The sequence below is a fragment of the Psychrobacillus sp. NPDC096389 genome (assembly GCF_044762855.1).
Lineage (GTDB): Bacteria > Bacillota > Bacilli > Bacillales_A > Planococcaceae > Psychrobacillus.
In genome coordinates, this window is the sequence record NZ_JBIWFB010000010.1 from 178,984 (window position 1) to 203,483 (window position 24,500).

The window sequence follows — 24,500 nt, forward strand, 5'->3', positions numbered from 1 at the left end:
GGAAAAGTGTTAAAAAAAGCGAATCATCTAAAAATAATGGAGCCAAGCAAGAAATAACGATATTTACAAGAATCACTATTGAATAATTAGTATTAATCATCGTTATTCTCTTCGATTAACTGCATGTAGCCCCATCCTCCCCCTTTTTATCTTTTGTAGAGTAAGCTGTTTAAATAAAAGACACTTTAACTCAATAAGGACATTTAATGTCAAAGATTGTTTTGCAAATTAAATTGTTGAACTTTATCATAAGCCAAATTAAGAACATCAATTCTAGTTTTATTATGTGGTTCCAATTTCGAAATTATTTGCTTAGCAGTTTCAAAATTAAAGATTACGTAGCCCGTTTTTTCAAAATCAAACGAATAAGGTAAAAACTTATCCGCTTTAGCCAAGAACCATATTGTATATGTATCTGTCGATTCCCAGTACCAAGAGGCAAATGGGATCTTTTCAGACCCAATAGTCATACCTACCTCCTCCATCAACTCGCGTTCTAATGCCTCTTCGATACTTTCTTCACCTTCTAATCGGCCACCGATTGTCGTTAATAATTGTTCTTCTTTGTCCCAAGCCAATACTATTGATCCGTCTTTCATTATTGGCACACAATGTACCCCAGCAATTTCTTTATTCACTGGCAAAGCAGATATTGCATTCAACATATTTTCATTACCCCTGTTCCTATTAAATTTATAGAACTAAGCTGCTGCTTATGTAAAAACACACGCTATGTCTATAATTCTATTAAGTTGGCAATAATCCTTTTCTAGGGTAACGGAGTTATTACTGTCAAAATATAGCTTCGTTTAAAGTAGATATACGAATAGAGCGCTTTTCGCCACAATCGTTAGTGGAAAAGATGATTAGTAAAGGGAAGTTTATTGCAACACATCACTAAACATATCTCCAATTGGGCTGAAATTAATAAAGAGATAAATCCATAACAACTTCGACACGATTACGCAGCTCAATAGTTGAATAATAGAGTTATTATTAAAGCCACGAAAAGTCGTTTGGACCATAAAAAAAATGGAACCACATTTGCCTACGTTCAATTAAGAGGGAGGTTAAGGATAGAGTATTATCGCAAGAATTTTTAAATGGAAAAAGTGCAACTTGTTAACAGATGTTGCTCTACTTGACTAAAGCACTAGTTCCTTCTTTACTAGCAAAAATGAAATTACATAATCCTCCAATACATATGCTCTTTCTGATCATAATTAATGTACACTTGAAGTCCTTTCTTTTGGTTATAGCTCTTTAAAGCCAAATGTTCCTAATAGAAACAGGAAAAGATAAAAAATAAGAGCTAAGGAATTGATAAACAGTAAACCTATTCTTACCTCACCTTTAATTCCCACCCATCCAAAAATAATCCCTAACACACTAAACAGAAAAGGTAAAAGCGAATTTAATTTTATAATGAAAACAAATATTGCTTCACTCCATAGCATAGAAATTGTCATTATAAAAAAGACTCCCGATAAAAAAGAGAAACACTTTTTTAGTGTTTTTGAATTGCTCTTCACAATAAAATAGTAACTTAGGATTAGAAATAGTACTAAGAAAATCCAAACCATTATTTCACCTCATCTCTTAAAGTAAAAAAGTTTTTTATGTAATTTATCAAGATACCATTTAATTGAAGTACATTTTTAACATTTTAATGTAAATAAATTGCAAATTTATAGCTATATAACCCCGTCAGTATTTGTTTTCTCAAACTTTTTCATCGTGAATTGTTATGGTTCTATTTAGAAGCAATATATAAATTTCTATCATTGCTTTATTCTCTTTTCTACTCTTTGTACTAAACTATCGAATGCTTCTTCCGCATCTACTCGACGTCGTACAGTACAAATTAGAGGATACGTAGGACAAAGTTGGATTAACTCTTCCTGTGCTATTTCGATAGGTAAATCTCCATCTACCATTACATCCCAAAGTCCCTGCTTATTTTTATAGGCAACAGCTTGAAAATCACTTTGCTCATTTCTATTAAAATAGATATGCCAATGACGCAAGGGTAAATGCTCTTCAATTTCCTTTGCATAGTCACTATAGGAAGTTGTAATAAAAATAAGTTCCATGTCTTCCGTCACTAGATTAGCAGGAATATATCCCTGACTTGGTAAATCTTCATTATCATATAGAGCACCTGCTAACCAATAAGCTAATGACTTCTTTGCATTTTGAATTGCTTCCTTTTTCGTGGGACCCGAGCTCAGGGGTGTCTCCCACCCATACTTAGGAAGCAAGGTTGGGAAATAGATATGGAAACCCTTTTCTTGCTTAATAAATGCTGGATATATTACATTCTCAAATGACATGTCAACTGCACCTCCCCTTAATTTGTCTGTAAAATTTACATCCAAATTGTTTTTTTTTCACAAAGCAATTGATTTAATTCAACTACACTATTTAAAAGATAAAGGTTTTTCTGGTCTACGAGGGCAATATTTGCAATGAGGATCACTACATTTCGGTTCAATCCAACTATTACATTTAGGACAAAAATAAGTATCAAAATCATCATAATATACCAAATGAGTCTTGCATTTATAACAAAATTTTTCATGTTCAATTTGTACATAAATTTCAAAGTCATCTATAATCACTTTGCAGTCTTTTTCTACTATTTTCATAAATAAGCTCCGTTAGATTAAGTGTAACATTTCACAATGGACTACTGATATTCACTTGATAACTGTTGGTCTTGTTTAACTAAATCATCTGGTCGATCAAATGAATACCTTCACAATTTGACTACTAGTATTTATTGAGTTAAGCTTTTCTTAATTGTAAAGGAAAGGCTGAAGATAATGATTCGTCGTTTGAAAAAGTTTAAAAATGTTGCTGTGGCATTAAGCTTCTAAGTAGACGGAAAAATCTAAAATACTTAGAAGCGAGGCATAGTTATGAATAACTCCTTATTTAATCATTGGTCTGAAATTAAATATTTAAAAGATATAGTGACAAATCCACTTATTGAAGTGGGAGAGTATTCCTATTATTCAGGTTATTACGGAAATCAAAACTTTGAAGATGGTTGTGTAAAATATTTATGGGGAGATTTCAAATCTCAGAAGCTTTTCAATCCTATTGAACAATTTGGTTGGCATCTTGATAAGCTTATTATTGGAAAATATGTTTGCATTGCAAGTGGAGTAGTCATTTTAATGGGTGGCAATCATAATCACCATTCTGAATGGGCTACGGTCTATCCATTTGTTGATCAATTAACAAAATCATATGAACCTAAAGGTGATACAGTCATAAAGAGTGATGCCTGGATTGGTATGAACGCTATGATAATGCCAGGTGTTATAATCGGTGAAGGTGCAATCATTGCAGCAGGCTCTGTCGTCTCAAAAGATGTTCCACCATACACAATTGTTGGTGGGAATCCTGCAAAAGAAATAAAAAAAAGATTCACTGATGTAGAAATTAATAAATTAATGGAAATGCGATGGTTTGATTGGGATCGAAAAAAAATTGAAAGAGCAATACCTCTTTTATCAAATTCATCTATAGTTGATTTATATGATTTTTATAACAGCGAAGTAAAGAAAAAATAATACCGTTCGATAGACTACATTCTTAAAAGAGTGTAGTTTTTTTACATTCATAGGACTAAATTTAATTTGTCTCGTTCAACTAACTTGATACTTTAGTTAACCTGTAACATTTTACGACTTATTATCGAACTCTTCTTGAAATTTCGAACATAAAAATAGTCCCTTGAAATGATGGTCCTATTTTACTAATCCATTCGTTAGATAAGTCAGTACCCAACATCAATAATAAATTATTTTGAAATGCGAACTATATATCACCGAATTAAAAACAACCAATATTCCGAATTTTCTTATCGCACAAATTAGATTATGTTATACTTTTCAATAGTAAAAAAGGAGGTACAAGTCCAATGGTAAAAAAATTAAAATGAGAAAATCTTAAATTTTTTATTAATTTTAGAATAAACATGTAGATTTTCTCTTTCATGGAATGAATATTTAGAAAAGAGGAAAATAACGTGTTAAATAAATTAAGTGATACTATTTATTATTTATCTAATCAAGATGATAGAGAACGACCAACATTAGGACTGATATGTGGTGAACGATGTAGTCTAATAATAGATTCTGGTAATTCTCCTCAGCATGCTAAGGACTTTTTACTAGAAATCGAGAAACTAAATGTACCACCTGTTAAATATGTTATTATTACCCATGCACATTGGGATCATTTCTTAGGAATGAATGAATTTGATGCAACTGTTATAGTTAATAGTCAAACAGACGAAATGATAAAAGAATGGCAAAGTTTATCCTATGACGATAGTTCACTACAAAAATATGTGACAACAAATAAGATAAGTGCTATTTGTATGAAGATTATACAAAATGAAATGCCAAACAGGGATAGTTTTAAGTTGAAGTCTCCAGATGTAATCTTTGAAAATACATTAACTATTGATTTAGGTAATAAAGTTTGCATACTTGAAAGAATAAAAAGTACGCATACAGATGATTCTACAATCATTTATATTCCTGATGAAAAAGTTGTTTTTTTAGGTGATTGTGCATATGGTACAACTACAAATTCTTTATTTCATTACAAGCAATCATTGTTATTGCCCATGATTAAAGACATCCAAAAATATGATGCTGAAATGTTCCTACTTGGTCATGAATCAATCTGCGATTCAAATGAAATGAATATATATTGGAAAGAGTTAACAGCAGCAAGTCGAGTTGTAAAATCCACCTCTTTAGAAAATGCGATAAAGTCCTTTAAGAAAGAAAATAAAAGAGACCCTAATGATAATGAATCATTTTTCATAAAAGCATTTGTTAATGACCATATTATTCAGTTACAATAATTCTATAGATTACATGAATTAAATATAAACAATGGCCATCTCATTAAAAATTGAAATGAGGTGGCTTTTAATTAGTCGATAAGATATGAGGTTTTCTAATTACAATTTTTTCATTCTATTGTTCAAATGTGATTAATAACCCACCTGCTCTTGTTCAACTAAACTACCCCTTAGTTAAGTAAGAAATGTAATAATAGATATAACAAATATAATTATCATTAAAAGAAAGGGAACTAATGCACTTCTTATTTCTTCTTCGCCTTTAGCTTTATTAAACTTCTTTCTGTAATCAATCCAACTTAAAATTGTTGCAATCAAAATTAACATTACATATGGAAGTTCTTCCAAGTGGATCCCCCTTATCCCCCATATTTGACTGAAAAAATCTAATCCTTTTATAACTAACCTGCTCCGTTAGCACAATAAGAATAGTCTTCGAAATCACTATTTATACTCTTTGCTTTTCTTATAAACGTTTGATACGACCAATAATATAATCCCAATTCAATTAAAGGTATAGAAAATATAGGATAGGGTTTAGGAGTATCCGCAATCCAAATTATCTGATTTTTGAAAAGTCTAACTACTGTTAACAATTTTCCTAAATAAAATAAGACTTTTCCAATCTTGTTATAGTTTTTTAATAAAAAACATCGCTTACATTTCTCTCTTATATAACCATCTTAAACTAAACTGTTGCTTTAAGTTTAAAATGGCTATATAAGAGACGCCTATTAAACAATCGTGCCTATTCTTTGCTTAACATCCACTAAACCCCAATCCCTGCAAAATGGGTTTCCTCCCCATTCTTAAAAACTTTCAGGTACTCATAATCCCCTTTGAATTTTATTTTGTACAACTTATATGTGTCTGCTTCGCCTTCAGAATTAGAGATGTCGTTCAGGTAAATGTTGATCGAATTTTCGTCCGTTTTGATATCTATATCTCCAAAACCTCTTCCATCATCCAAGAAATCTTGACTAAGATACAAATAGCGTTGATTTTTTGAATGGTTGTATATATAAATGCCAGTCTCTCTGCCTTTATCATCATTTTCTACATTCTCAATAAAATTTTTCACATTGTCATTAGCGTTTTCGAAATTAATTCCTGAAATAGTTTCTTTATTCCCACCGCATCCAGTTAGAATGCCGCAAACCATTAAAATCAGAAACAATACTCGCTTCAAATTTCTTCAACTCCTTAGTTTGTTTTCCTTGACCTTTTCACACTTCGCTCAATTATTGAATACAAGTTAAACTACATTCTGGAACTAACACGCCTTCTTAGTTCAAGAAAAAATTGTCTATGAATCTCCATAAAATATAAGTAACTCAATCACTCTAAGTTTTTGGAATTAATTTCAATAATTTTTCTCCACGCTGTTTATAAGCATCAAAGTGTTTTCTTAATATTTCTTCATTTTGATTTTCTAACATATTAATTGTATTTCTTACGAAGTTCCAATTAATACAGCCAGATAACCATATTAGTGAAGATAGACGGTCAAGATCATTTTTACAAAGAAAATCATTTATTTTGTAACCATTCATAAAGGCATTTGCGACAATTGGAGACATTTCGATTGAAGCTATTCCATTTGTTCGGGAATACCATTTGATTAGCCAAGCTAACCCTTCAGTCCTATCGCTGTAGCCAATTGATTCAAAGTCTACAATACCTTTTATTTTTTTATTTTTTCCCATATAATGTTAAGTGGATTTAAATCTGATTGTATTATAAAGTCATAATGCTTCGTCCTTGCATTTTCTATATGATATTCGGTTGTTTCAAGATATTCATCGATCATTTTTATATTGGTTAATGAAATGTAAGATGCTTTAAATTTAATCCGAAGAGTATCAACAAAATGGGAATAACCTACAAGTTGAGATTGCTTTTGGAAGACAGAACTTTTACTTATATATAAACTCGAAATATCGTGAATCTTTCTTGCCATTTTACCAAATTCCTCTGCAATGTACTCATCACACTGAGTTATATGTTGACCTTCAATCCATTCAAATAGTATAAAACGATATATTTCATTTTCCCATTTAATAGTGGTGAACGGTAAATCCTCTGAAATGGGTAGTAAATGCATAAACGGAACTTGATTATTTACAAGGAATCGACAAAACTTTGTTTGTTCAAATAAAGTATCATTTGAGATTTCACCAAATATATTGTTTGGGGAACGATTATTGCTAATGAATCTTGCTGAAAATGGTTTTCCATCAGCAACTATTTTGTAATGCAGGTCACTATTCCAACTGCCTTTGTGTAACTCTTTTTCTATGAATAATGATTCGTTTCCTAATGAGTAAGGTTCAAGTGCTTTTTTTATCACTTGGTACAATTTCACATCTCCTTAGTGTTACTTCTTTTAAATTTAGAAAAAAGGCTTTACTCCTTCTGGAAATAAAACATCCGTTAGCTTAAAACTTTCCTTGATTTTGAGTCTATTATATCTACTAACTCATCTATTGTTCCAAAACACTTTTCGATTTCAGGCAAATGATAAAATGTGCTAGTTGTTTCAATGTTATCTACTTCTTTGTCGGGTGAGTAAAGATAAATTTTTTTATTATTTCCCATAGCAATACCTAATTCAACATGGCTTCCTTTTCCTCCTGGTAATAAAACAATAACAAAATCCGCTTCTATAACAGCATTTTTTTCCTTTTGACCTATTGCCTTTAGTTCTTTCAATGTTGTTAAATTCTCATTTACAGTCCAGTCATATGTATGGATAAATCCTTTATTTATTAACCTTTTGCTAACATATCTAACCTGGTCTATATTTTTTAAACTGGATGCAATATAAAATTTCATAATTTTTCTCCTTTTCCTATCATATTTCTTACTAACTCTTATTCAACTTAACCCCCACGTTAATTCAATAAGTTAATATAAAAATAGCGATAATCCCTTCCAAATCAATTCCCTATAATTGAATCAACACTTGTCTTAATATTTTTCATTTAAGTCATTAATTATTTGAAGAGCTTCATCTACACTTGATACATCAAAAATTTCCACGTTCGTCTTTAGTTCATTTTGGACTTTCGCTACTTCTTCAGCATTTTCACTAGGAACAATCATAAATGAGATACCGGATCTTTCAGTGGTTTGTATCTTTTCTTTTATATAATCGACAGAAAAGACATCCCCCTTTTCATTAATTGCTCCAGTAACAGCAATTGGTATTTCATTTATAAATTTGCCACGTTTGTACAGTCCACTCAACACTAAGTTAAGCCCTGCACTATCCCCACTAATTTGTTCCCGATTAAAAAAGTTATTGAGCCTTTCGTCTTCTTGTCCTAAGTATTTTTTTACATTATTTTCACTCTCTTCTATTAACGTTGTTTGAAACCAAGATAATATCACTCTATTTTTATTTCCATAGATCATACGATTATTGAGTTTTGTGATAGTTAATACATCCTCTTTTCTTGTAGTCAAAATTTCTTCAAATTCTTTTTTGTTCCTTATGGTAATCACTTGAACGGGCAACAAAAATATCCCAGAATCTTCTATCGCTTCTGTTGGTTCTACATACAAGTTGACCAAGTGTGTTGGTGTTGTAAATCCTAAAAGAAGAAACTCATAGCAAAATAGAAGAAAGAGAACAATTACGGCTATTGAAATATAGCGTTTTTTCCCACATTTTTTTCGAAACACAAACAATGAGAGCAGCAAAACCATTAAGCCGATGAACAATACACAAAGAAACATCAACTCACCAATAACATCTTGTAAATATAAAAATAAAAATACAAGATAGAAAATAATAGTTAATATACCAGCAATGATACTTGATTTAATCATTTAGTAGCTATCCCCCCTTAATTGTCTATTATGTATTCTTCATCAACTAAGCTGCTGTTTTCTTTAATACGTTTGCTATGAATAGAAGTTCCAATATTTAATAAATTAGCCAAAATTATTTTAGTCGTACTAGAATTATTATTTGTCTAATGATTCCTCCAATTCTTTAAGCAAGTCCAACGGTTCAACTTCTAACCCGATTAACTTTACGTTCCAGTTAACACCAACTAACAAATCATCTTCATTCATTCTGTGTATCCAGTTATTCATAAATTCCACTAACGATAAGGAAGTTGGTTTATAATGTGACCATTCTTCCACTGCACATTGTCGAGCATATGCTTCATCTGACCAAAATAGCATGACAGCTGTATCTTCATATTCATTCGATTCACATACACACCATCCATCTTCACTTTTTAATCCCCAAACAGTCATACTTTCTGAAACTCTTTTTATAAAGTTTTCATATCGTCTTTTGGAATTTATAGTTAAGTCAAGTTCCATAGTTAACATCCTCGTTTCTTTGTTAGTAATAAAATATAGTTCAGAAATAAGAGTCGGGCAGTTTTAATCTACCTTATTTAAATCAATAGCAGATTAGATTATATATCAGTCTTTCTATCCCCCTGCTCTCACTTAGGTTAATCACTATTTATTGGGGGTATACTACCACCAACAAGGACCGATTAAATTCAATTTAGTAGGTGGAAAAGTTATGAAAAATAGTTGGAATATTTTCAAGACAGACATTCAAAATATAAGTAGAAATTGGGTCGCTGCAATTCTTATAGGCGGATTGGTTTTCCTGCCATCTTTATATGCATGGCTTAATATTTATGCCTCTTGGGATCCATATTCTAAAACTGATCAGCTTCCGGTTGCCATTGTAAATGAGGATGTAGGAGCAAAAGTTCGGGGGCAACAGATAAACGTTGGAGATGAACTGATCGATATATTAAAAAATAATCAAGACATGAAATGGTCTTTTACTTCTCGAAAAATTGCTATGGAAAAAGTGGAATATGGTGATTATTTTGCCGTCATTATTATCCCTAAAAACTTTTCCGAAAAGTTAGCTTCCGTCGTTTCGGATAACCCCCAGAAAGCGGATATCGAATACTATGTAAATGAAAAAATAAACTCTATTGCGCCCAAAATAACGGAAAAAGGTGCCACAGTTATTGTACAAAAAGTTAGCAGTCAATTCATCTCAAGTGTCAATGGAGTCATTTTTGACCTCTTTAATGATTTAGGAATTGAAATAGAAAAAGACCTACCAGATATTCAAAACTTCGAAAACTATGTATTTAAAATGGAGCAAGACTTGCCCCATATTCACAACTTGCTAACCGGTGTTCAAAAAGATGCTTCTTCCGCACAGAGCATTATCACCCAAGCTACTTCCATGTTACCACGTGCCGAACAAATAACGACTGAAGGTTTAAGTTCCATCGAAAGAACAATAGATTTCTTGACGAAGGCACAAAACCGCTTAAATGAAATAACCCCTCAAGTGGAGAATGATTTGGAAAAAGTATCAAAGATATCAAAGAGTACAAATGACTTTCTTCAAAGCGTTCAAAATGTCCCATTAGATTTTACTGAATTGGACCGAGTAAAGGAGGATCTCGATAGCAAGATGACCTCCAATATCCAAACAGTCGACGCGATTAGTAAGGATCTTAATTGGTTAAAGGAAGTATCCAATAGCTCAAATGATTCTAGTGTGGAAGCAAACAACGAAGAACAAACAAAGCTAGACGATGCAATTGATAAAACGAACGAACTGAAAGCTTTTTTACAAGAAGCGCAAACGAATACACGAACAATCGATACACTTGTAAAAGATAAAGAACAACAATTGCAAAAAACGTTAAATGATTTACAACAAATCGCTCAGAATACATCAGTTCAACTGGATGCTTTTATAAACGAATACAAAAACACCATTGAACCAACTGTTCTTTCCGAAGTAGCCAAAGCAAAAAAGACGCTAGGAAATGCGAAAGAAATGCTGACCAGTATACAGTCAACTTTACCAGAAATCGCTCATACTCTTAATAACGCAGACGCCCATATTAAAGAAGGAAAAACAACATTGGATCAAGCATTGGCACAATATCCATATATAAATGATAAAGTGAAACAGGTAGCAGATAGGATACGGAAAGTTCAAGGAGAAACTAATATCAATGAAATAATCCAGTTACTACGCAATGATCCACAAGCGGAACGCAGCTTCTTTGAAGAGCCTATCGTCTTGAATGAAAACAAACTTTTCCCGATTGCAAACTATGGAACAGGTATGACTCCTTTTTATACAGTTCTTGCTATATGGGTCGGTTGTTTGCTTCTTATCTCACTTCTTGCTACAGATGCCAATCATGAAATGAATGTAAGCGAACGTCATGTATACTTCGGCAGATTATTTACATTCTCAGCCATTGGTCTTTTCCAAGCATTAATCGTAACAGTAGGTGACATTGTTCTATTAGGTGTAGATGTCAAAGATTCTTTATGGTTCATTTTATTTGGGTTTCTTATTAGTTTCGTTTTCATGTCTATTGTTTACACGCTTGTTTCGGTATTTGGTGATGTAGGAAAAGCATTGGCAATTATTATGCTTGTCTTGCAGATTGCAGGAGCTGGCGGAACCTATCCAGTCGTTCTATTACCAGAGTTTTTTCAAGCGATTAACCCTGGACTCCCTTTTACGTATGCAGTGGATATTATGCGAGAAGCTGTAGGCGGCATAGTTTGGCAGAGGGCAATACGAGATGTTTCTTTCCTTCTGCTCTTTAGTTTAGCATTTTTACTATTCGGCACCTTCTTTAAAGAAAAGATAAACCGGAAAACCAAACTAATGCTTAAAAAGTCACGAGAATCTGGATTATTTCATTGAACTTTATATCAACAAACATGGAATAAGGTAATAAATATTTGAATTCTGCTTTAAATAATGGATGTTTTGGATGTAAAAATAGACCATCGAATTGATGGTCTTGTTTAACTGAAGCATCCATTACCTTAATTCATTGACCTTGGAAGTAATACTTTTTTACCATTTCATATTACAGGGACAACTTACAAAGTATTGGCTGCCTTAAGTTAGTAATATTGAACAACTCACAATCAACGGTAAAAGAACGCAATTGTAATAACAAATTCTTCTTCAAATAACCTTGAAAAATACCCTGAAAAATCATCTTGTATTCTACCCAGTTTCCTTTTGCTTATAGAAAATTGCTCTCGAATATATCCTAACTGCACTTTTGCTGCATTCACTTAAGCGAAATATTGAACTTCTGAATTAAATCCTTAAAAGCTGGTCTTTCATTCCCATCTCGTCCAATCACAGCTTCTGCAGTCACTAGTGAATTCAATACTGCTTCTTCCGTCGCTTCTCCTACAGCTCTAAAAGCTAAATCTATATCTTCCTCATGAATTTGAGGGATTGCCATTAGATATTCTGGTTTATCATGCGGAATCTTGGTTGCTGTTGAAAATCCTATTATGACCTCGCCACTTCCATTTGTAATGATCGAACCCGTTCTAGATAAACCAGTAACAGATCTTTTTATGATCCGGTTCAATTGTCTCTCGGACACTGGAAGATCGGTTGCAACGATGATCATAATGGACCCTTTATCCTCTTCTTTATAAGATTCGAGGATTGCTTCTTTTAATTCTTGACCAACCGCTTTACCCTTAACCAGCAAATCGCTTAATATGCCGAAATTCGACAACACCAAAACCCCGATAGTATAGTTTCCATGATCCATTTCCATTATACGAGAAGCAGAACCAATCCCACCTTTTAATGAATAACAAAGCATTCCAGTCCCAGCACCAACTGTTCCTTCTTCGAATTCAGACGAAGTATTTTCAAGCGCTTGAAAAACATGTTCTGGCTTTACAAACTTTGCTCTTACATCATTTAAAAACATGTCATTGCATTCACCAACTATTGCATTTACCGTTCCAGTTGTACGGCCAATTTCAGAATTTTTTTCCAGCATATAATCAATTAATGTATCTGCTGTTAATCCGACACTTAATGTGTTCGTTAAGAGAATAGGTGTCTCTAAAGTACCTAACTCCATCATTTGAATTGTACCCATCGTTTTTCCGAAACCATTAATTACATGACTGGAAGCAATAAGCTTTTCTTTAAAGATGTTGCCCTGATGAGGCAAAATGGCAGTAACTCCAGTTTGCATATTCTTTTCGCTAAGCGTCACATGCCCGACTGTTACTCCTTCTACATCTGTAATAGCGTTATGCGGACCAGTTTTTAATCGACCAATTTCCACTCCGTAATCCCTTATTCTTTTTTGATCTAACATCTAGTCTCCCCCTTTTTAATGCAATGTTTTAGATATTTCATTTAATGTTAATATTAGACCTTGGTTAATAGTTAATCCACTGCTTTTTTCATAAGAAAAAAGAGTTGCCTAAGCAACCCTTTTTCTTAACTATAGCCCCCTTTAGTTGAAGAAGAAAGTATAGAAGTAGTGGGTACTTCAGTTACTTTTTATTGAAAAAAGCCGGTGCAGAATCTACGTTTGCTAACCATCGAAATTCTTTAGCATTTATACCGTCTTTAACCCATAGGTCTCCTTTGCTCCCTTTTTCAGTCTGTCGATACCAAGTAATAGATGACCCGACTACTTGAGGGGTATTATCTAATTCGTTTAGTTTTGGAAAGGTAATCTGCTTTTGTTCGCCTGATTTAATATTAATGACGTATAACTTTGTAAACATAGTTGGAACTGGTCCTAGTTTCCACTCCTTATTTTCTTTGGCACGTGCAACAATTATTTCATCTGTAGAAAACCATTCTAAATCTAGATCCACATAACCTTTAGGTGTATACTCCTGTAATTTATTTTTGAAGGGAATATCAGCAACAGCGGTATTTTTGTTTTCAACGAAAAACCTACCTTCACCAGATATGAAGGCTAGTTGATTTTTTGTAGGAGCCCATTTTATCCAATTTTCAAACCAAAGCATCTTTCCTATTACCTGAAACTGGTCTCCTACTGATGAAAGTACCCCTAATGTATTGCTATCATTGGACCAAGAAGCAGTGGGAGTTGCCAAAAAACTAACCCATTTACCATCAGCACTCCACTTAAAATATTCGGCATCAATAGCAAATAAATCAGTTGTATTTGTTTGAATGGTGTAAAATGGCTTTATTTTATTCGTATCAAGATTAGCATCTATTGGAACTTTGAAAAGGCGGACTGGTTCCCAACCAGAGGGAAGTAAATTAGATTGAGAAGAAACAATAAAATCTTTTCCATTAGGAAACCATTCAAAGTCACTAACACCTAATGATACATTCTCAAAACCATGCGGTCGGCCATTTTTTGTTTTTGTAATATTTAGGACACCCCCTGAAGTGTACGCCAGTTGATTTGATATTGGTGACCATTTATAATTTGTTGTTTCAATTTGGATATATGGCAGATAGTTTTCCTTTTTCTTTAAGTCATAAATAAACAAATTGGTGTTGTCGCCATTCTTATCCCCTGCTGTATAAGCGATAAATTGACCATCTTTTGACCACTTTGGATTGGAAACATACTTATCTGTTGTAAGTTGTGTTTCTTTATTGCCCTCTTTCATCCAAAGCTGATGGTCTCGTATAAAGGCAGCTTTAAGTAGAATTTCAGCAGTAGCTCCTATAGAAAAATTAAAACTAAAAAATAATATTAATATTAAAATCCGAATTGCCATTCCTCGCACCTCCTTGTACTAGGATGTACTTATGAATGACAAAAATTCGATAAGGAAACATAACAGTATTTGACATCACTAAGGAATCTTTACCTTCAAATATAGATATGCTTCAAAGTAATTAAAGTGTTTTTCAGTAAAGTTACATCTTAATAAAATTCTCTAAAGCATTTAAATTGCTTCTTAATCTAAACTGCCGCTTTAGTACAATAAGAAAGAAGGCTTTACCCATCTTGAAGTGAAGCATTCTTAATTCGCCATGGAAAGATCTCACTTAGTTATTAATAATCTCCACAATTTTTTGTTGAGCATCTTTAGCTTCAGGGATTGGCATTACAACAAACACATGATTCATTTTTGGATAAACAAATGTATTGTTCTCAATTCCTTGCTCTGTTAGTTTTTCCTCAAGTTTTATAGCATCTGGATATAAACCTTCGTGTGTTCCAATAAAGTGACTGATTTTTGCTAGTCCTTCAAAGTTACCGTATATAGGACTAATTAAAGGATCATCTATGCTCTTATCAGCTGCCCAAATTCTTGTAATCACTTCCATTCCTCCAATAGATAGCATCGGATCCTTTTTTTCATATTCAGGTATAAGAGGGTTATCGAGCCCCATATCAACACAGGCGGATAGCAAAATGATATCTTTTGGTTGAGGTATATTATTCGTCTTTAAAAGATGTGCCAAACCAAGTGATATATTTCCACCTGCCGAATCCCCCATTATAGTCAATAGTTTAGGACTTTCAATGGTTCCAAGGATTTCATTATATAGGTTTAAGAGTTTTGGGTAGGTGTGCTGATAATTATAATGAGGTACTTTAGGATAAATAGGGGCAATAATTTTTGCATTTAAAGATTGAGCCATTTTATCCATGAACCGCCAGTGAAAAATTAAAGGTTGATTAGTCCAGGCACCTCCATGTATATATAAAATTACTTTTTGTTTTAAAGAGTTTTGGTCATTTATTGTGAAAACCTTGATGTTCTCAATTACTTGCTCCTGAATATTACTAGAAAATTTAACATTCCCTATAGCGTATGGCTTAATATTCTCCGTTCCCCTTTGTTTTACGAACTGTGTGGTGTTTTCAATGGTGGAAAAACCCTTTTTTGTATTTCGCAAAGTTAAATATTTTTCAAAAAGGTAACTTTGAAAAGAACGTTTTTTGCTAAAAATTTGTAAACTCATTTTTATATCCCCTTTCACTAACCACTTTTTTATTGATCATTCATTTCAGTTTATGAAACAAGGTAAATAGTTATTTTTCTCATCATCGGAAGTTTTATAGAAGGTTGAAAGCATGCTCCGAAAAGAAAGTAGAATTTAAATGTTCTTCTTAATTGGTTATTCCCCTCTTTACAACAACATTTCTAATGTAATTTACATATATCAACTTCTTCTATACTCTTTTAAAATAAAGCTTCTTCAATAAACCTGCTGCTTTCGTTCATTAAAAAAAGCTTTACTCCTCATTGAAGTAAAGCACTCGTTCCTTATTAAAAGAGTTATTCTTCTGTTTCTTCTTCATCTATCTTAGCATTTGTAAATGCTGGTTTTATAAGTGCTGTTGAAGGTGAATCATTTACAGATGTCGTATTATTTTTTAGCTTTATCTCAAAATATTTATCTACTAATCTTCGAGCTATGGGAGTAGAAAAATTTGTTGTGTAAGATGATTCCAATGAAGCATGCGGGATAACGAGTGCGTATGCTATTTCCGGATTGTCATATGGGGCAAAACCGACATGTGTTAAGTTTACAGTATTAAATGATTGCCATAACTCGGCATCAAAATAGCTAGCTTGAGCAGTGCCTGTTTTTCCTCCACCAGTAAATGGAGCATTTCCAAAGGCTTTATTAGCCGTTCCTCCTCGACTAAAATATACAAGTCCCATACCCTGACGGACACGTTCGATTTCTTCGCGTGTGTTATCTACTGTGTTTAATATAGTTGGCGTAATTTCTTTTACTATGTTACCAAGCTGGACGCCATCCTCAGAAGGCTCTCTAATTTCCTTGACTACATGAGGTTGAATTCTATTACCACCATTAGCAAGCGTAGAAACGTATTGAGCTAATTGCAATGTAGTGTATGTATCAAACTGTCCAATACTTAAATCTAGCAACTTACCATCTTCAAATCCACCTGTCTTTCCATTCACTTCTCCAGGCAAATCTATACCTGTTAATGCTCCCAGCCCAAGTTGGGCATAACCACTTCTCATTTTATAAAAGGCATCTGTCCCAAAGTTAATAGGTTGGTTCGGGCTGTAAGTCCTGCCGGCAACTCCATATGCTGTTTTAAACATATATACGTTGGAAGAACGCTCTAGCGCTTGTAAGTCAGTCATTCGTATACTTGAGAATCGGTTAAATACAGAACTTTTTGGTTGCGAATCCTTTATACGGATAGGTTCATCCACTAATGAGCCTCCGATTGGATACACACCTTCCCGATAACCTGTAAGTATAGTACCTGGCTTTACAGTAGATCCAACTTCATATGCATTAGTAAATGCTCCAAAAGCGTAGTCATTAATCTCTTTTGTACCTGTTTCTTCATTTCTTCCTATTCGTTTACCTACTAGTGAAAGTACTTCACCCGTATAAGGATCCATCATGATAAAATAAGCATTTTGCAAATATTGGCCACCACTGTTTTTACTAAATTTAAGTAGTTCTTCTGCTAGAATTTCTTCATGCGCTAATTGAATTTCGCTGTCCATTGTTAACACTAAATCTTTCCCAGGTTTTCCTTCATAAATTGTCTGAATATCGATAACTCTTCCTTTTCCATCCGTTATATTTTTGACTACGCTTTTTTGACCTTGGAGCACTTCCTCATATTGTTGTTCAATATAGCTTGTACCTACACGGTCATTTCGAGAATAGTCTCTAGAAAGAAAATAATCCAATCGATCCTTTGGAATACCTACTTTTGGTAATGTAGTGGAGCCTAATATAGCTAGTGAAGAAGTTTTTACCCTTCTCCAATCTGTAGTAGTATTTACACCCTCTAAACTATCTAGTCTTTCAGAAACACGTGCAAATTCTTCTACTGTGACTTCTTCTTTTACGTCATCCCCTTTAATAATCTGAGGGGATAATGCATATCCAGAGGCCATTTGTCGATAAATAGCAATGATTTCTAATTCCTCGGGAGTAAAAGCATTCAGCTGTTCTTCCGTAATTCTACTTCTAGTCAAACGGTCGATTGCCCTATTTTGGTCTTTTTTTTCTAAATCTTTATCCGCTTCTATCTCGTTACGCTCTTCTTCTGAAACTAACTCTAGTGCTTCTTCTGAATATTTTTTTAGCCAAAAATCTTGCAAATCACTCTTGGTAATATTATTTGGTTTCTTTTCTATTAATACACTTAGTTTTTCTGCTACTTCATACATCTCTTTTGACTTCGTTGTTTGCATTTTTGTATACGTTATGGCTCGTTGCGGAAGATTATCAACCATTATCCGTCCTTCACTATCGAAAATTCGACCACGGGGTACACTAGTATTTATCGGAATTTCTTCACCTCGGGCTAATTCACGAGTATACTCATCTCCTTTAACGATTTGTAAATAGCCTAATCTTAGTATTAGTATTGTAAAAAGTATAAATATCGAGAAAAACAATAGGTTCATACGAAAAGTAATAGTTGATCGATGTATAGGCTTTATATTGTGTAGATGTTTATTGGGAATTTTTCGCATGAAATCACCTTCTTTATTTTGTATTTCCCTTCTGTAGCTCAAAACAAGTTTACTATTAATTTAGAATTTTTACTATATGCGATTTGATTTTCTAGTTTCTAACGTTATTTCTTATTTAATTATTAAACTAAACTGAACATTTTGTTCAACAAGAAAAAGCTTTACCCCTTCTTGAAGTAAAGCACTTGTTTATTACGTTATGCTGCTGTTATATCTTTTTATTACAGTGACTAAAATAGCAATAAATAAAACAATAACACTATTTATTAGTAAATAGTATCCAACTTGCAAACCATAAAATATTGCAAAAGGATCCCGAATAATAAATACTGCTAACGCGCTACCGATTGAACCAAACAAAACTGCCAATAATAATATTGTAAAAGCAGCAAAATATAAATTTCTCTTTTTTCTGTAAGATAAAAATCCAATAATATTTGCAATAACGATAAAAAAGCCTATAAGGATTATAAAAAAACTAGCCATTTAACTCCCCTTTCGTAAACATATTTTACCTTTCAAATTAAATAACTTGTTGAACTATTCTGCACCATTAGTTCAATAAGTACTTTTACTTTTACTACATATTAGTTTCCTACCCTGAATTCCAGTTCGACTATTAATTAATCAAACCTTCCTTGATTATAATCATTACAGTATGCCTGTAATTTTCTATTAAAAAAGAAGTATTTAATATACCTTTTTACTTTTTATTTTTTGGAAATTAGTTCATACTAAATGAATAAGAACTAGCGAGAAGGAGAACTAAGTTATGGAACATCTAACCAAAGAACTCAGCCATATGATATTGGACTATGAAAAATGCCCGGATGAATCAATAAAACAACAAATTCTGCAAGATATAATACTACTTCAAGAAGCTTTGGCTATTTTAAGAGAAAAAGACGAGTAAAAACAGTTGATAAATGCCACTTATTTCACACTCCATTATACTTCCCTGTCTCGTTATATTAAAAACGAACTTAAAATAGTATTTTTGTTTTTCCTTTAATATTTCATTTTCATGAAGTTTTATAACAAATAGGTAACAAGTTCCACGAACTATATACATTACTCTACTATAATGAGATAATTGTTCTATAACAATTGAATTATTAAAGTCATAATTAGGAGTTGCAGAATGTTCTTAATTACACGTACCATTAACGGATTAACTGAAAATTTAAAGGACTCAAGTAGTCAAGATAATAAAATATTTACTGATTTTTCTGAAGCAGAATTATTAGTTAAACAGTTAAATGAAAATATCATCACTTCAATGCATTGGAGTGTTTCCGAAAAGAAATAGTGTAACAAGTAGGTTGCTACTTATTTTTTGGCAAATATGGAGATATCACCATTTGCCATTTTCTTTGTGCAATATATTGTCCTTTTGAAATAGCCAACTTCATTTCTCTTTTCCTCCAAAATAAGCTGTTCACCATAAAACTATTTTGCTCCTTGCTCTTTTAGAAATATAGTCACTTCTTCATTACCATACTCTTTCGCATAAGAAAGTGCAGTATTTCCGTCATCGGTTTTTGCATTAATATCCGAACTTCTTTCTATGAGCAATTTCACTGTTTCAAGTTGGTCATAACAACTTGCAATTATCAAAGGCGTAGTATTGTCATTCGATTTTATTTCAATGTCAGCACCGTTATCCAATAGATACTTAATAACTTGTATATTACCGTCCGCAGCTGCCTGATATAGAGGTGAATGCCCATTTTTGTCCTTTTCATTAATTCGGGCATCGACAGAGACAAGTAATTGAATGATATCTAGGTGCCCTTCCTGCGTCGCCCAATGAATTGCTGTACGTCCACCTTCATCGGATTCATTCACGTCTATTCCAGAACTGATTAACCGTTTTACTTTTTCTAGTTGGCCATAATGAATAGCCCACACCAATTCTTCTCTATACTTCTTTGCTAATTTCATTCTTATTCTTTTTTTCATCATCTGCACTCCAGCCGAAATCTATTTGATGTTTAACAAGAGCACCTCATTAGTTTTACTAAGTAATCTAGTCACTAACCGAAGATTTGAGCAGCAATTGCAAATAACTCCTTATTCCTGTATGGCATATTAATAGAATTTTTTATCATAATTGGCGGTTCACTAACTTTAATAAATCCACTTTTCTTCAAGAAATGAAATAACTCCTTATTACCGGATGGGACATCAATCCTTAACTTTCCTTGATGATTAAGAGCTAACCCTTCGATTATCAAAGCTGCCGTTCGGGAATCTGGTGCGACAATAGGTCCTAAAATGAGATTTATTGGTCCAAGTATGGATAGCCCAAAACCAATAATCTTTCCTTTTTGATTTCTAACGACTAAACATTGTTTTGATTGATCTATTCGACTTAGAAGAAATTTTCTTCTCTTATCACCAAACGCCTCCGAATCTAATTCAACAACTTCATTAAAATCATTCTCATTATATTCCTCTATAGTTATATCTAGATTATTAAGTAGTTTATTAGGTATATAATTATCACTTAAATACTTTTGGACAAAATCGACAGCAATAAAACCTAATATTTCATAAAGAGGTTTCCCATCTTCAGTTGAAATTAACATGATGGAGGTATCTTCAGAAACACTGTCTATACAAATCTGAGTTGCTTTTTTCCCTAGGCCTAAACCTCTGTATTCTTCATTAACAATTACCATACCAATTGAAGCTAAATTAGTATCATAAGGTATAATAGCTGCACTCGAGACAATTTTCCCCCTAGCATTTTTATGTCCAAATATTTTACCGGATGACATAACAGTTCTAATTTCATATTCATCATAATCCCAGCCAACAGATGCAGATAGTTCTATTAAACCTAAGACATCAGATTGATCAAATTGCACTAATTCTAATACTGTTTTATTGTCTGTATGCAATTCTAAAACCCCCTTTTTGTTTAACTAAAGCGCCTCTTTGTTTAATAAGGAATAAGTAGTGTTTTACTTTCCATTCACTCTTTTTAACAACTCAATTATTTGTTTATTTTGTTCACTTGTTTTTCTTATCTTCACTTCTATAGATAAGCAAGTTATAGCTATTACAATAACACCAACTGTTATTATAAACTCCATTTTTTATTCCCCCTCAGACTCTCTATATTACAAATTAAAACCAATATCCTTGTTCAACTAAACTGCTCCGGTTGGAATTGAAAAGGCAACCTTTAGCAGAATCTGTTGTTTCAATATAATAGAATTGACTACTGATTTATTTAACTTTACAATCAGTCCATTTCATTGTCATTTGAAAGGGAATATTCCCATGTTCAAAATTAACAAAGTCACTAGCTATATCTTTGACAAAAGCCTGCCCCGCCAGAGAATATCCACTTTCTTGTATTCGTGTTATGGCCTTTAGAGCATCGGCAATAATGTGATCTTCTCCTGAAGTAAAATAAATTCCTACATATCGCCCTTTTTCTTTCTTGAAGTTAGCCTTTTTAGCATTATCCACATGTTTATACTTGGTGATTTTTATTTTTTCAGATGGATGATCCGTGATATCCATCATAATGCCAAAATGATACCCATCCAAAAGATAATTAGCTCTTATCTCTTCTTGTGGAGAAGGTTTGTCCACGTGCAGCCATTCCTCATTAATATCTTTAATAAAGACTTGATTAATGCCGATTTGATTATAATGTTCCAACTCGAGAATTTTTAGATCTAATGTATTCATTACTGCAACTAGTTCATTCGCTTTTTCCTCGATTATCTGCTTTTGTCGATACAAAGTGGCTATGCCTTCCGAAACATCTTCTGCATACAATTGTTGTTTTATTTCTGCTAAAGAGAACCCCACACTCTGTAATGCTTTAATTTTGCTTAAAAGATCAATTTGGTCAGGCGTATAGTAACGATAACCGTTAGCCTCGACGATTGCAGGTTTCAGTAAATTTATTTGATCATAGTAAAATAATGTTTTTTTGTTAAGGTTACATATTCGTGCGATTTCACCTGAAGATAATTTTTGTTTTTTCATATTTCTCCTTGAGTATCCCGTAGGTGGATACTTTACTTTTATACTATCAGTAAAAGGAGGTGGAAAACAAGATGGGGAAATACAAGTTTCTTGATCTGTTGGTGTACCAACACTTTCCTAAGTAAAACAAAAGGAGACTTTTAATGAAATTCCAAAAAAACACTTTTCACACTTCCACTTTTCAGTCCAAAAAAATTATGGTCTTAACTTGTACTATTCTGGCTTTTGCAGTGATGAATGGTACCATGTTCAATGTCGCAATTCCGGATATATCAGACTCATTCAATTTAACTCCGTCGCAAGTTAGTTGGGTCATTACTAGTTTCACTACAGTTTTTGCAATAGGAACACTGATTTATGGTAAACTGTCTGATTTCTTTCCAATCCGTAGTCTCTATACGGTTGGATTAAGCTTGTTCTCAATAGGATCTTTAGTTGGCTTATTATCTCCAAATTACGAAACGCTCATTGTCGGACGAATTCTTCAAGCAATGGGAGCCGCCTCAGTGCCCCCTCTCTCTTTTCTCGTCCCGATTCGATTTTTTCAAAATGAAAAAGGAAAAATGTTTGGATACCTAGCCTCGACGATTGCTTTTGCTTCTGGAATTGGTCCTATTGTAGGTGGTACTATAGGCGGCATACTGGATTGGCGCTTTATTTTCCTCATTTCCATAGCCAGTGCCTTCTCTATTCCCTTCTTCAGGAAATGGTTTCCTCATGAAGCTAAACAAGATGGAAAAATTGATTTTATCGGGGCTACACTAGTGGGGGTATTGGTTACTAGCCTATTATTCATGATCACGACCGTCAGTTGGATAGCCTTCATATCTTTTACTCTCTTTTTTATACTATTAATTTGGCGGATAAACTCCATTACATATCCCTTTATTGATCCTAGTATATTGAAGATAAGAAAGTACACGGTTACGATGGTGACAAGTTTTCTGGGTAACTCAATAGGGTTTGGATTGATTTTCTTACTGCCTATTATGTTAAGGGAACTTTATGGGTTAACCATGCTGGAAATTGGATTCATTCTTTTCCCTGGCGCAATTGCCTCTGGGCTTATTGGACAAAGGATTGGAAGAATCATCTCCATTCGGGGCGGACAGACCATTATTAGATACGGACTATTGTTCATATCTTGTGGGGCTCTATTTATCTCGACATTTGCCGGCTCAAACACCTTGCTAATCTCACTAGGACTATTGATCGCCTACCTTGGTTTCCCGTTTATTCAGGGCGGAACCGCTGATTTAATTAGCTCCAATTTGTCTGCCAAACAAAATGGTGTAGGCATGGGTCTTTTCAATTTGTTAAATTTTATTGCGGGCGCTTTTAGTAGTGCCTTATTTGGAAAGTTACTTGAAAATAAAAACAGCTCATTACAACTTAATCCTTTTTCCCTTCTAGGGGAGAATTTGATTTACAGCAATATATATATGACATTAACAATAATAGGGTTACTAACTTTGATCTTTTTTGCTTTAAGTTATAAATCTAAGAACTCTTAATAATCTAATACATAAAGGAAGGAAGATTAGATGTCCACAATATCAAATGTATATATACGTCCGCTTATCGTCACAGACGCTGCTGAACTACTAAATTTTGAAAAGAGAAATCGAGGTTTTTTTGAAAAATACTCCATTAATCATCCAGAAAATTACTGGACTTTAGAAACTCAAAAAGAATTAATCAAAAAATGGGAACAAAATACAAATAAAGATATAGAATATCGATTCGGCATTTTTAAAATAAATGGTGATATTCTTATAGGTACCATCGGCTTATTTCAAGTTTTCCGTGGACCTCGTGAAAGCGCCCTTTTAGGCTATTCCTTAGATCAAGAATATAATGGAAAAGGTTACACTACGGAAGCAGCCAATTTAGTTGTTAAATACGCTTTTGAAATTCTTAACTTACATCGTATTGAAGCTGGGGTGATGCCAGATAATATTGGCTCCATTCGAGTGTTAGAAAAAGTTGGTTTCCATAAAGAAGGAATAGCTAAGAAGAATGTTAAAATTAATGGATCATGGGAAGACCATCAGATGTTAGCCATAATTAATCCGAATGACTTACCTTCAATTCATACAAATAATTAAACAATCTTTAGAGGCTGGGACAAAACCCACTTTGAAAAATGAAAAGCCCTGGAAGTTTTACGAACAGTAAAATTTCCAGGGCTTTGTTTTTTAGGCATTAAAAAAAGGACACCTTCTGTTAAAATTAAAGTATACCACTACAAAAATTTATACAGAAAGAAGTGTCCTTATGTTTAAAGATTATAACATGA

The 24,500-nt window shown here is 33.1% G+C and carries 24 protein-coding genes and 1 pseudogene; 7 read left to right on the forward strand and 18 right to left on the reverse strand.

What is annotated here, in order from left to right; translation table 11 throughout:
* Positions 1-209: 209 nt before the first annotated feature.
* From ACIQ38_RS20280 to ACIQ38_RS20290, 3 genes are all read right to left on the reverse strand, one after another.
* The gene (locus ACIQ38_RS20280; protein ID WP_402827498.1) at positions 210-665 is read right to left on the reverse strand and encodes an NUDIX hydrolase; all 456 of its coding nucleotides are present in this window, start codon (positions 663-665) and stop codon (positions 210-212) included.
* A gap of 588 nt (positions 666-1,253) precedes the next feature.
* The gene (locus ACIQ38_RS20285; protein ID WP_402827501.1) at positions 1,254-1,469 is read right to left on the reverse strand and encodes a hypothetical protein; all 216 of its coding nucleotides are present in this window, start codon (positions 1,467-1,469) and stop codon (positions 1,254-1,256) included.
* A 312-nt stretch (positions 1,470-1,781) separates the two neighbouring features.
* Positions 1,782-2,333 (reverse strand): type II toxin-antitoxin system HicB family antitoxin, encoded by a 552-nt coding sequence (locus ACIQ38_RS20290; protein ID WP_402827504.1) that lies wholly within the window; start codon positions 2,331-2,333, stop codon positions 1,782-1,784.
* A 588-nt stretch (positions 2,334-2,921) separates the two neighbouring features.
* Between ACIQ38_RS20290 and ACIQ38_RS20295 the strand changes: the two genes are divergently transcribed.
* Both ACIQ38_RS20295 and ACIQ38_RS20300 read left to right on the forward strand, forming a co-directional pair.
* Positions 2,922-3,581, forward strand: coding sequence for a CatB-related O-acetyltransferase (locus ACIQ38_RS20295; RefSeq protein ID WP_402827507.1), 660 nt, complete (start codon positions 2,922-2,924; stop codon positions 3,579-3,581).
* A 458-nt stretch (positions 3,582-4,039) separates the two neighbouring features.
* Complete coding sequence (locus ACIQ38_RS20300; RefSeq protein WP_402827510.1) at positions 4,040-4,888, forward strand: MBL fold metallo-hydrolase; 849 nt, start codon at positions 4,040-4,042, stop codon at positions 4,886-4,888.
* Between the two features lie 174 nt (positions 4,889-5,062).
* Here the strand turns inward: ACIQ38_RS20300 and ACIQ38_RS20305 are convergent, their stop codons facing one another.
* From ACIQ38_RS20305 to ACIQ38_RS20330, 6 genes and pseudogenes are all read right to left on the reverse strand, one after another.
* On the reverse strand, positions 5,063-5,236 hold the full coding sequence (locus ACIQ38_RS20305; protein WP_402827513.1) for a hypothetical protein: 174 nt from the start codon (positions 5,234-5,236) through the stop codon (positions 5,063-5,065).
* Positions 5,237-5,657: 421 nt separating this feature from the next.
* A complete protein-coding gene (locus ACIQ38_RS20310) occupies positions 5,658-6,077 on the reverse strand; it encodes a hypothetical protein (protein ID WP_402827515.1) in 420 nt (139 codons plus the stop codon).
* A gap of 154 nt (positions 6,078-6,231) precedes the next feature.
* Positions 6,232-7,247 (reverse strand): annotated as a pseudogene (locus ACIQ38_RS20315) (phosphotransferase).
* A gap of 74 nt (positions 7,248-7,321) precedes the next feature.
* Entirely contained in the window at positions 7,322-7,723 is a 402-nt protein-coding gene (locus tag ACIQ38_RS20320; protein ID WP_402827517.1) for a nucleoside 2-deoxyribosyltransferase, read from the reverse strand.
* Positions 7,724-7,858: 135 nt separating this feature from the next.
* Positions 7,859-8,722, reverse strand: coding sequence for a S16 family serine protease (locus tag ACIQ38_RS20325; RefSeq protein WP_402827519.1), 864 nt, complete (start codon positions 8,720-8,722; stop codon positions 7,859-7,861).
* Between the two features lie 138 nt (positions 8,723-8,860).
* Positions 8,861-9,229: a DUF2750 domain-containing protein gene (locus ACIQ38_RS20330; RefSeq protein ID WP_402827522.1), complete on the reverse strand. Its 369-nt coding sequence runs from the start codon at positions 9,227-9,229 to the stop codon at positions 8,861-8,863.
* Between the two features lie 211 nt (positions 9,230-9,440).
* Here ACIQ38_RS20330 and ACIQ38_RS20335 point away from each other — a divergent pair, with 211 nt between their 5' ends.
* On the forward strand, positions 9,441-11,627 hold the full coding sequence (locus tag ACIQ38_RS20335; RefSeq protein WP_402827525.1) for a YhgE/Pip family protein: 2,187 nt from the start codon (positions 9,441-9,443) through the stop codon (positions 11,625-11,627).
* Between the two features lie 379 nt (positions 11,628-12,006).
* Here the strand turns inward: ACIQ38_RS20335 and ACIQ38_RS20340 are convergent, their stop codons facing one another.
* From ACIQ38_RS20340 to ACIQ38_RS20360, 5 genes are all read right to left on the reverse strand, one after another.
* Positions 12,007-13,071 carry a DmpA family aminopeptidase gene (locus tag ACIQ38_RS20340; protein ID WP_402827528.1) on the reverse strand — a complete coding sequence of 355 codons (1,065 nt, stop codon included), beginning with the start codon at positions 13,069-13,071 and terminating at the stop codon, positions 12,007-12,009.
* 181 nt (positions 13,072-13,252) lie between these two features.
* The gene (locus tag ACIQ38_RS20345; RefSeq protein ID WP_402827531.1) at positions 13,253-14,470 is read right to left on the reverse strand and encodes a translocation protein TolB; all 1,218 of its coding nucleotides are present in this window, start codon (positions 14,468-14,470) and stop codon (positions 13,253-13,255) included.
* 274 nt (positions 14,471-14,744) lie between these two features.
* Positions 14,745-15,668, reverse strand: coding sequence for an alpha/beta hydrolase fold domain-containing protein (locus ACIQ38_RS20350; RefSeq protein WP_402827534.1), 924 nt, complete (start codon positions 15,666-15,668; stop codon positions 14,745-14,747).
* Positions 15,669-15,985: 317 nt separating this feature from the next.
* Entirely contained in the window at positions 15,986-18,190 is a 2,205-nt protein-coding gene (locus ACIQ38_RS20355) for a peptidoglycan D,D-transpeptidase FtsI family protein (protein WP_402827538.1), read from the reverse strand.
* A gap of 192 nt (positions 18,191-18,382) precedes the next feature.
* Entirely contained in the window at positions 18,383-18,676 is a 294-nt protein-coding gene (locus tag ACIQ38_RS20360) for a 3-isopropylmalate dehydrogenase (RefSeq protein WP_402827540.1), read from the reverse strand.
* Between the two features lie 286 nt (positions 18,677-18,962).
* Between ACIQ38_RS20360 and ACIQ38_RS20365 the strand changes: the two genes are divergently transcribed.
* Together ACIQ38_RS20365 and ACIQ38_RS20370 are read left to right on the forward strand one after the other, a co-directional pair.
* Positions 18,963-19,103 carry a hypothetical protein gene (locus ACIQ38_RS20365; RefSeq protein ID WP_402827543.1) on the forward strand — a complete coding sequence of 47 codons (141 nt, stop codon included), beginning with the start codon at positions 18,963-18,965 and terminating at the stop codon, positions 19,101-19,103.
* Positions 19,104-19,331: 228 nt separating this feature from the next.
* Positions 19,332-19,499, forward strand: a complete 168-nt coding sequence (locus ACIQ38_RS20370) for a hypothetical protein (protein ID WP_402827546.1) — start codon at positions 19,332-19,334, stop codon at positions 19,497-19,499.
* A gap of 140 nt (positions 19,500-19,639) precedes the next feature.
* Here ACIQ38_RS20370 and ACIQ38_RS20375 read toward each other — a convergent pair whose 3' ends face one another.
* The 4 genes from ACIQ38_RS20375 to ACIQ38_RS20390 all read right to left on the reverse strand — a co-directional run bounded on the left by ACIQ38_RS20375 (position 19,640) and on the right by ACIQ38_RS20390 (position 22,201).
* A complete protein-coding gene (locus ACIQ38_RS20375) occupies positions 19,640-20,152 on the reverse strand; it encodes an ankyrin repeat domain-containing protein (RefSeq protein ID WP_402827549.1) in 513 nt (170 codons plus the stop codon).
* A 74-nt stretch (positions 20,153-20,226) separates the two neighbouring features.
* A complete protein-coding gene (locus ACIQ38_RS20380; protein WP_402827552.1) occupies positions 20,227-21,096 on the reverse strand; it encodes a GNAT family N-acetyltransferase in 870 nt (289 codons plus the stop codon).
* 63 nt (positions 21,097-21,159) lie between these two features.
* Positions 21,160-21,291: a hypothetical protein gene (locus ACIQ38_RS20385; RefSeq protein WP_402827555.1), complete on the reverse strand. Its 132-nt coding sequence runs from the start codon at positions 21,289-21,291 to the stop codon at positions 21,160-21,162.
* A 136-nt stretch (positions 21,292-21,427) separates the two neighbouring features.
* Positions 21,428-22,201, reverse strand: coding sequence for a MerR family transcriptional regulator (locus ACIQ38_RS20390; protein WP_402827557.1), 774 nt, complete (start codon positions 22,199-22,201; stop codon positions 21,428-21,430).
* Positions 22,202-22,344: 143 nt separating this feature from the next.
* Here ACIQ38_RS20390 and ACIQ38_RS20395 point away from each other — a divergent pair, with 143 nt between their 5' ends.
* Both ACIQ38_RS20395 and ACIQ38_RS20400 read left to right on the forward strand, forming a co-directional pair.
* Entirely contained in the window at positions 22,345-23,715 is a 1,371-nt protein-coding gene (locus ACIQ38_RS20395; protein ID WP_402827560.1) for an MFS transporter, read from the forward strand.
* Between the two features lie 30 nt (positions 23,716-23,745).
* Entirely contained in the window at positions 23,746-24,309 is a 564-nt protein-coding gene (locus ACIQ38_RS20400) for a GNAT family N-acetyltransferase (RefSeq protein WP_402827563.1), read from the forward strand.
* Positions 24,310-24,500 lie beyond the last annotated feature (191 nt).

What these genes read in the sequence shown, in the direction of transcription:
- ACIQ38_RS20320 (WP_402827517.1), bottom strand. Translation starts at nt 7,723, where the DNA reads ATGAAATTTTATATTGCATCCAGTTTAAAAAATATAGACCAGGTTAGA.
- ACIQ38_RS20345 (WP_402827531.1), bottom strand. Translation starts at nt 14,470, where the DNA reads ATGGCAATTCGGATTTTAATATTAATATTATTTTTTAGTTTTAATTTT.
- ACIQ38_RS20355 (WP_402827538.1), bottom strand. Translation starts at nt 18,190, where the DNA reads ATGCGAAAAATTCCCAATAAACATCTACACAATATAAAGCCTATACAT.
- ACIQ38_RS20325 (WP_402827519.1), bottom strand. Translation starts at nt 8,722, where the DNA reads ATGATTAAATCAAGTATCATTGCTGGTATATTAACTATTATTTTCTAT.
- ACIQ38_RS20385 (WP_402827555.1), bottom strand. Translation starts at nt 21,291, where the DNA reads ATGGAGTTTATAATAACAGTTGGTGTTATTGTAATAGCTATAACTTGC.
- ACIQ38_RS20350 (WP_402827534.1), bottom strand. Translation starts at nt 15,668, where the DNA reads ATGAGTTTACAAATTTTTAGCAAAAAACGTTCTTTTCAAAGTTACCTT.
- ACIQ38_RS20280 (WP_402827498.1), bottom strand. Translation starts at nt 665, where the DNA reads ATGTTGAATGCAATATCTGCTTTGCCAGTGAATAAAGAAATTGCTGGG.
- ACIQ38_RS20375 (WP_402827549.1), bottom strand. Translation starts at nt 20,152, where the DNA reads ATGAAAAAAAGAATAAGAATGAAATTAGCAAAGAAGTATAGAGAAGAA.
- ACIQ38_RS20335 (WP_402827525.1), top strand. Translation starts at nt 9,441, where the DNA reads ATGAAAAATAGTTGGAATATTTTCAAGACAGACATTCAAAATATAAGT.
- ACIQ38_RS20390 (WP_402827557.1), bottom strand. Translation starts at nt 22,201, where the DNA reads ATGAAAAAACAAAAATTATCTTCAGGTGAAATCGCACGAATATGTAAC.
- ACIQ38_RS20400 (WP_402827563.1), top strand. Translation starts at nt 23,746, where the DNA reads ATGTCCACAATATCAAATGTATATATACGTCCGCTTATCGTCACAGAC.
- ACIQ38_RS20295 (WP_402827507.1), top strand. Translation starts at nt 2,922, where the DNA reads ATGAATAACTCCTTATTTAATCATTGGTCTGAAATTAAATATTTAAAA.
- ACIQ38_RS20285 (WP_402827501.1), bottom strand. Translation starts at nt 1,469, where the DNA reads ATGACAATTTCTATGCTATGGAGTGAAGCAATATTTGTTTTCATTATA.
- ACIQ38_RS20330 (WP_402827522.1), bottom strand. Translation starts at nt 9,229, where the DNA reads ATGGAACTTGACTTAACTATAAATTCCAAAAGACGATATGAAAACTTT.
- ACIQ38_RS20370 (WP_402827546.1), top strand. Translation starts at nt 19,332, where the DNA reads ATGTTCTTAATTACACGTACCATTAACGGATTAACTGAAAATTTAAAG.
- ACIQ38_RS20395 (WP_402827560.1), top strand. Translation starts at nt 22,345, where the DNA reads ATGAAATTCCAAAAAAACACTTTTCACACTTCCACTTTTCAGTCCAAA.
- ACIQ38_RS20290 (WP_402827504.1), bottom strand. Translation starts at nt 2,333, where the DNA reads ATGTCATTTGAGAATGTAATATATCCAGCATTTATTAAGCAAGAAAAG.
- ACIQ38_RS20360 (WP_402827540.1), bottom strand. Translation starts at nt 18,676, where the DNA reads ATGGCTAGTTTTTTTATAATCCTTATAGGCTTTTTTATCGTTATTGCA.
- ACIQ38_RS20340 (WP_402827528.1), bottom strand. Translation starts at nt 13,071, where the DNA reads ATGTTAGATCAAAAAAGAATAAGGGATTACGGAGTGGAAATTGGTCGA.
- ACIQ38_RS20365 (WP_402827543.1), top strand. Translation starts at nt 18,963, where the DNA reads ATGGAACATCTAACCAAAGAACTCAGCCATATGATATTGGACTATGAA.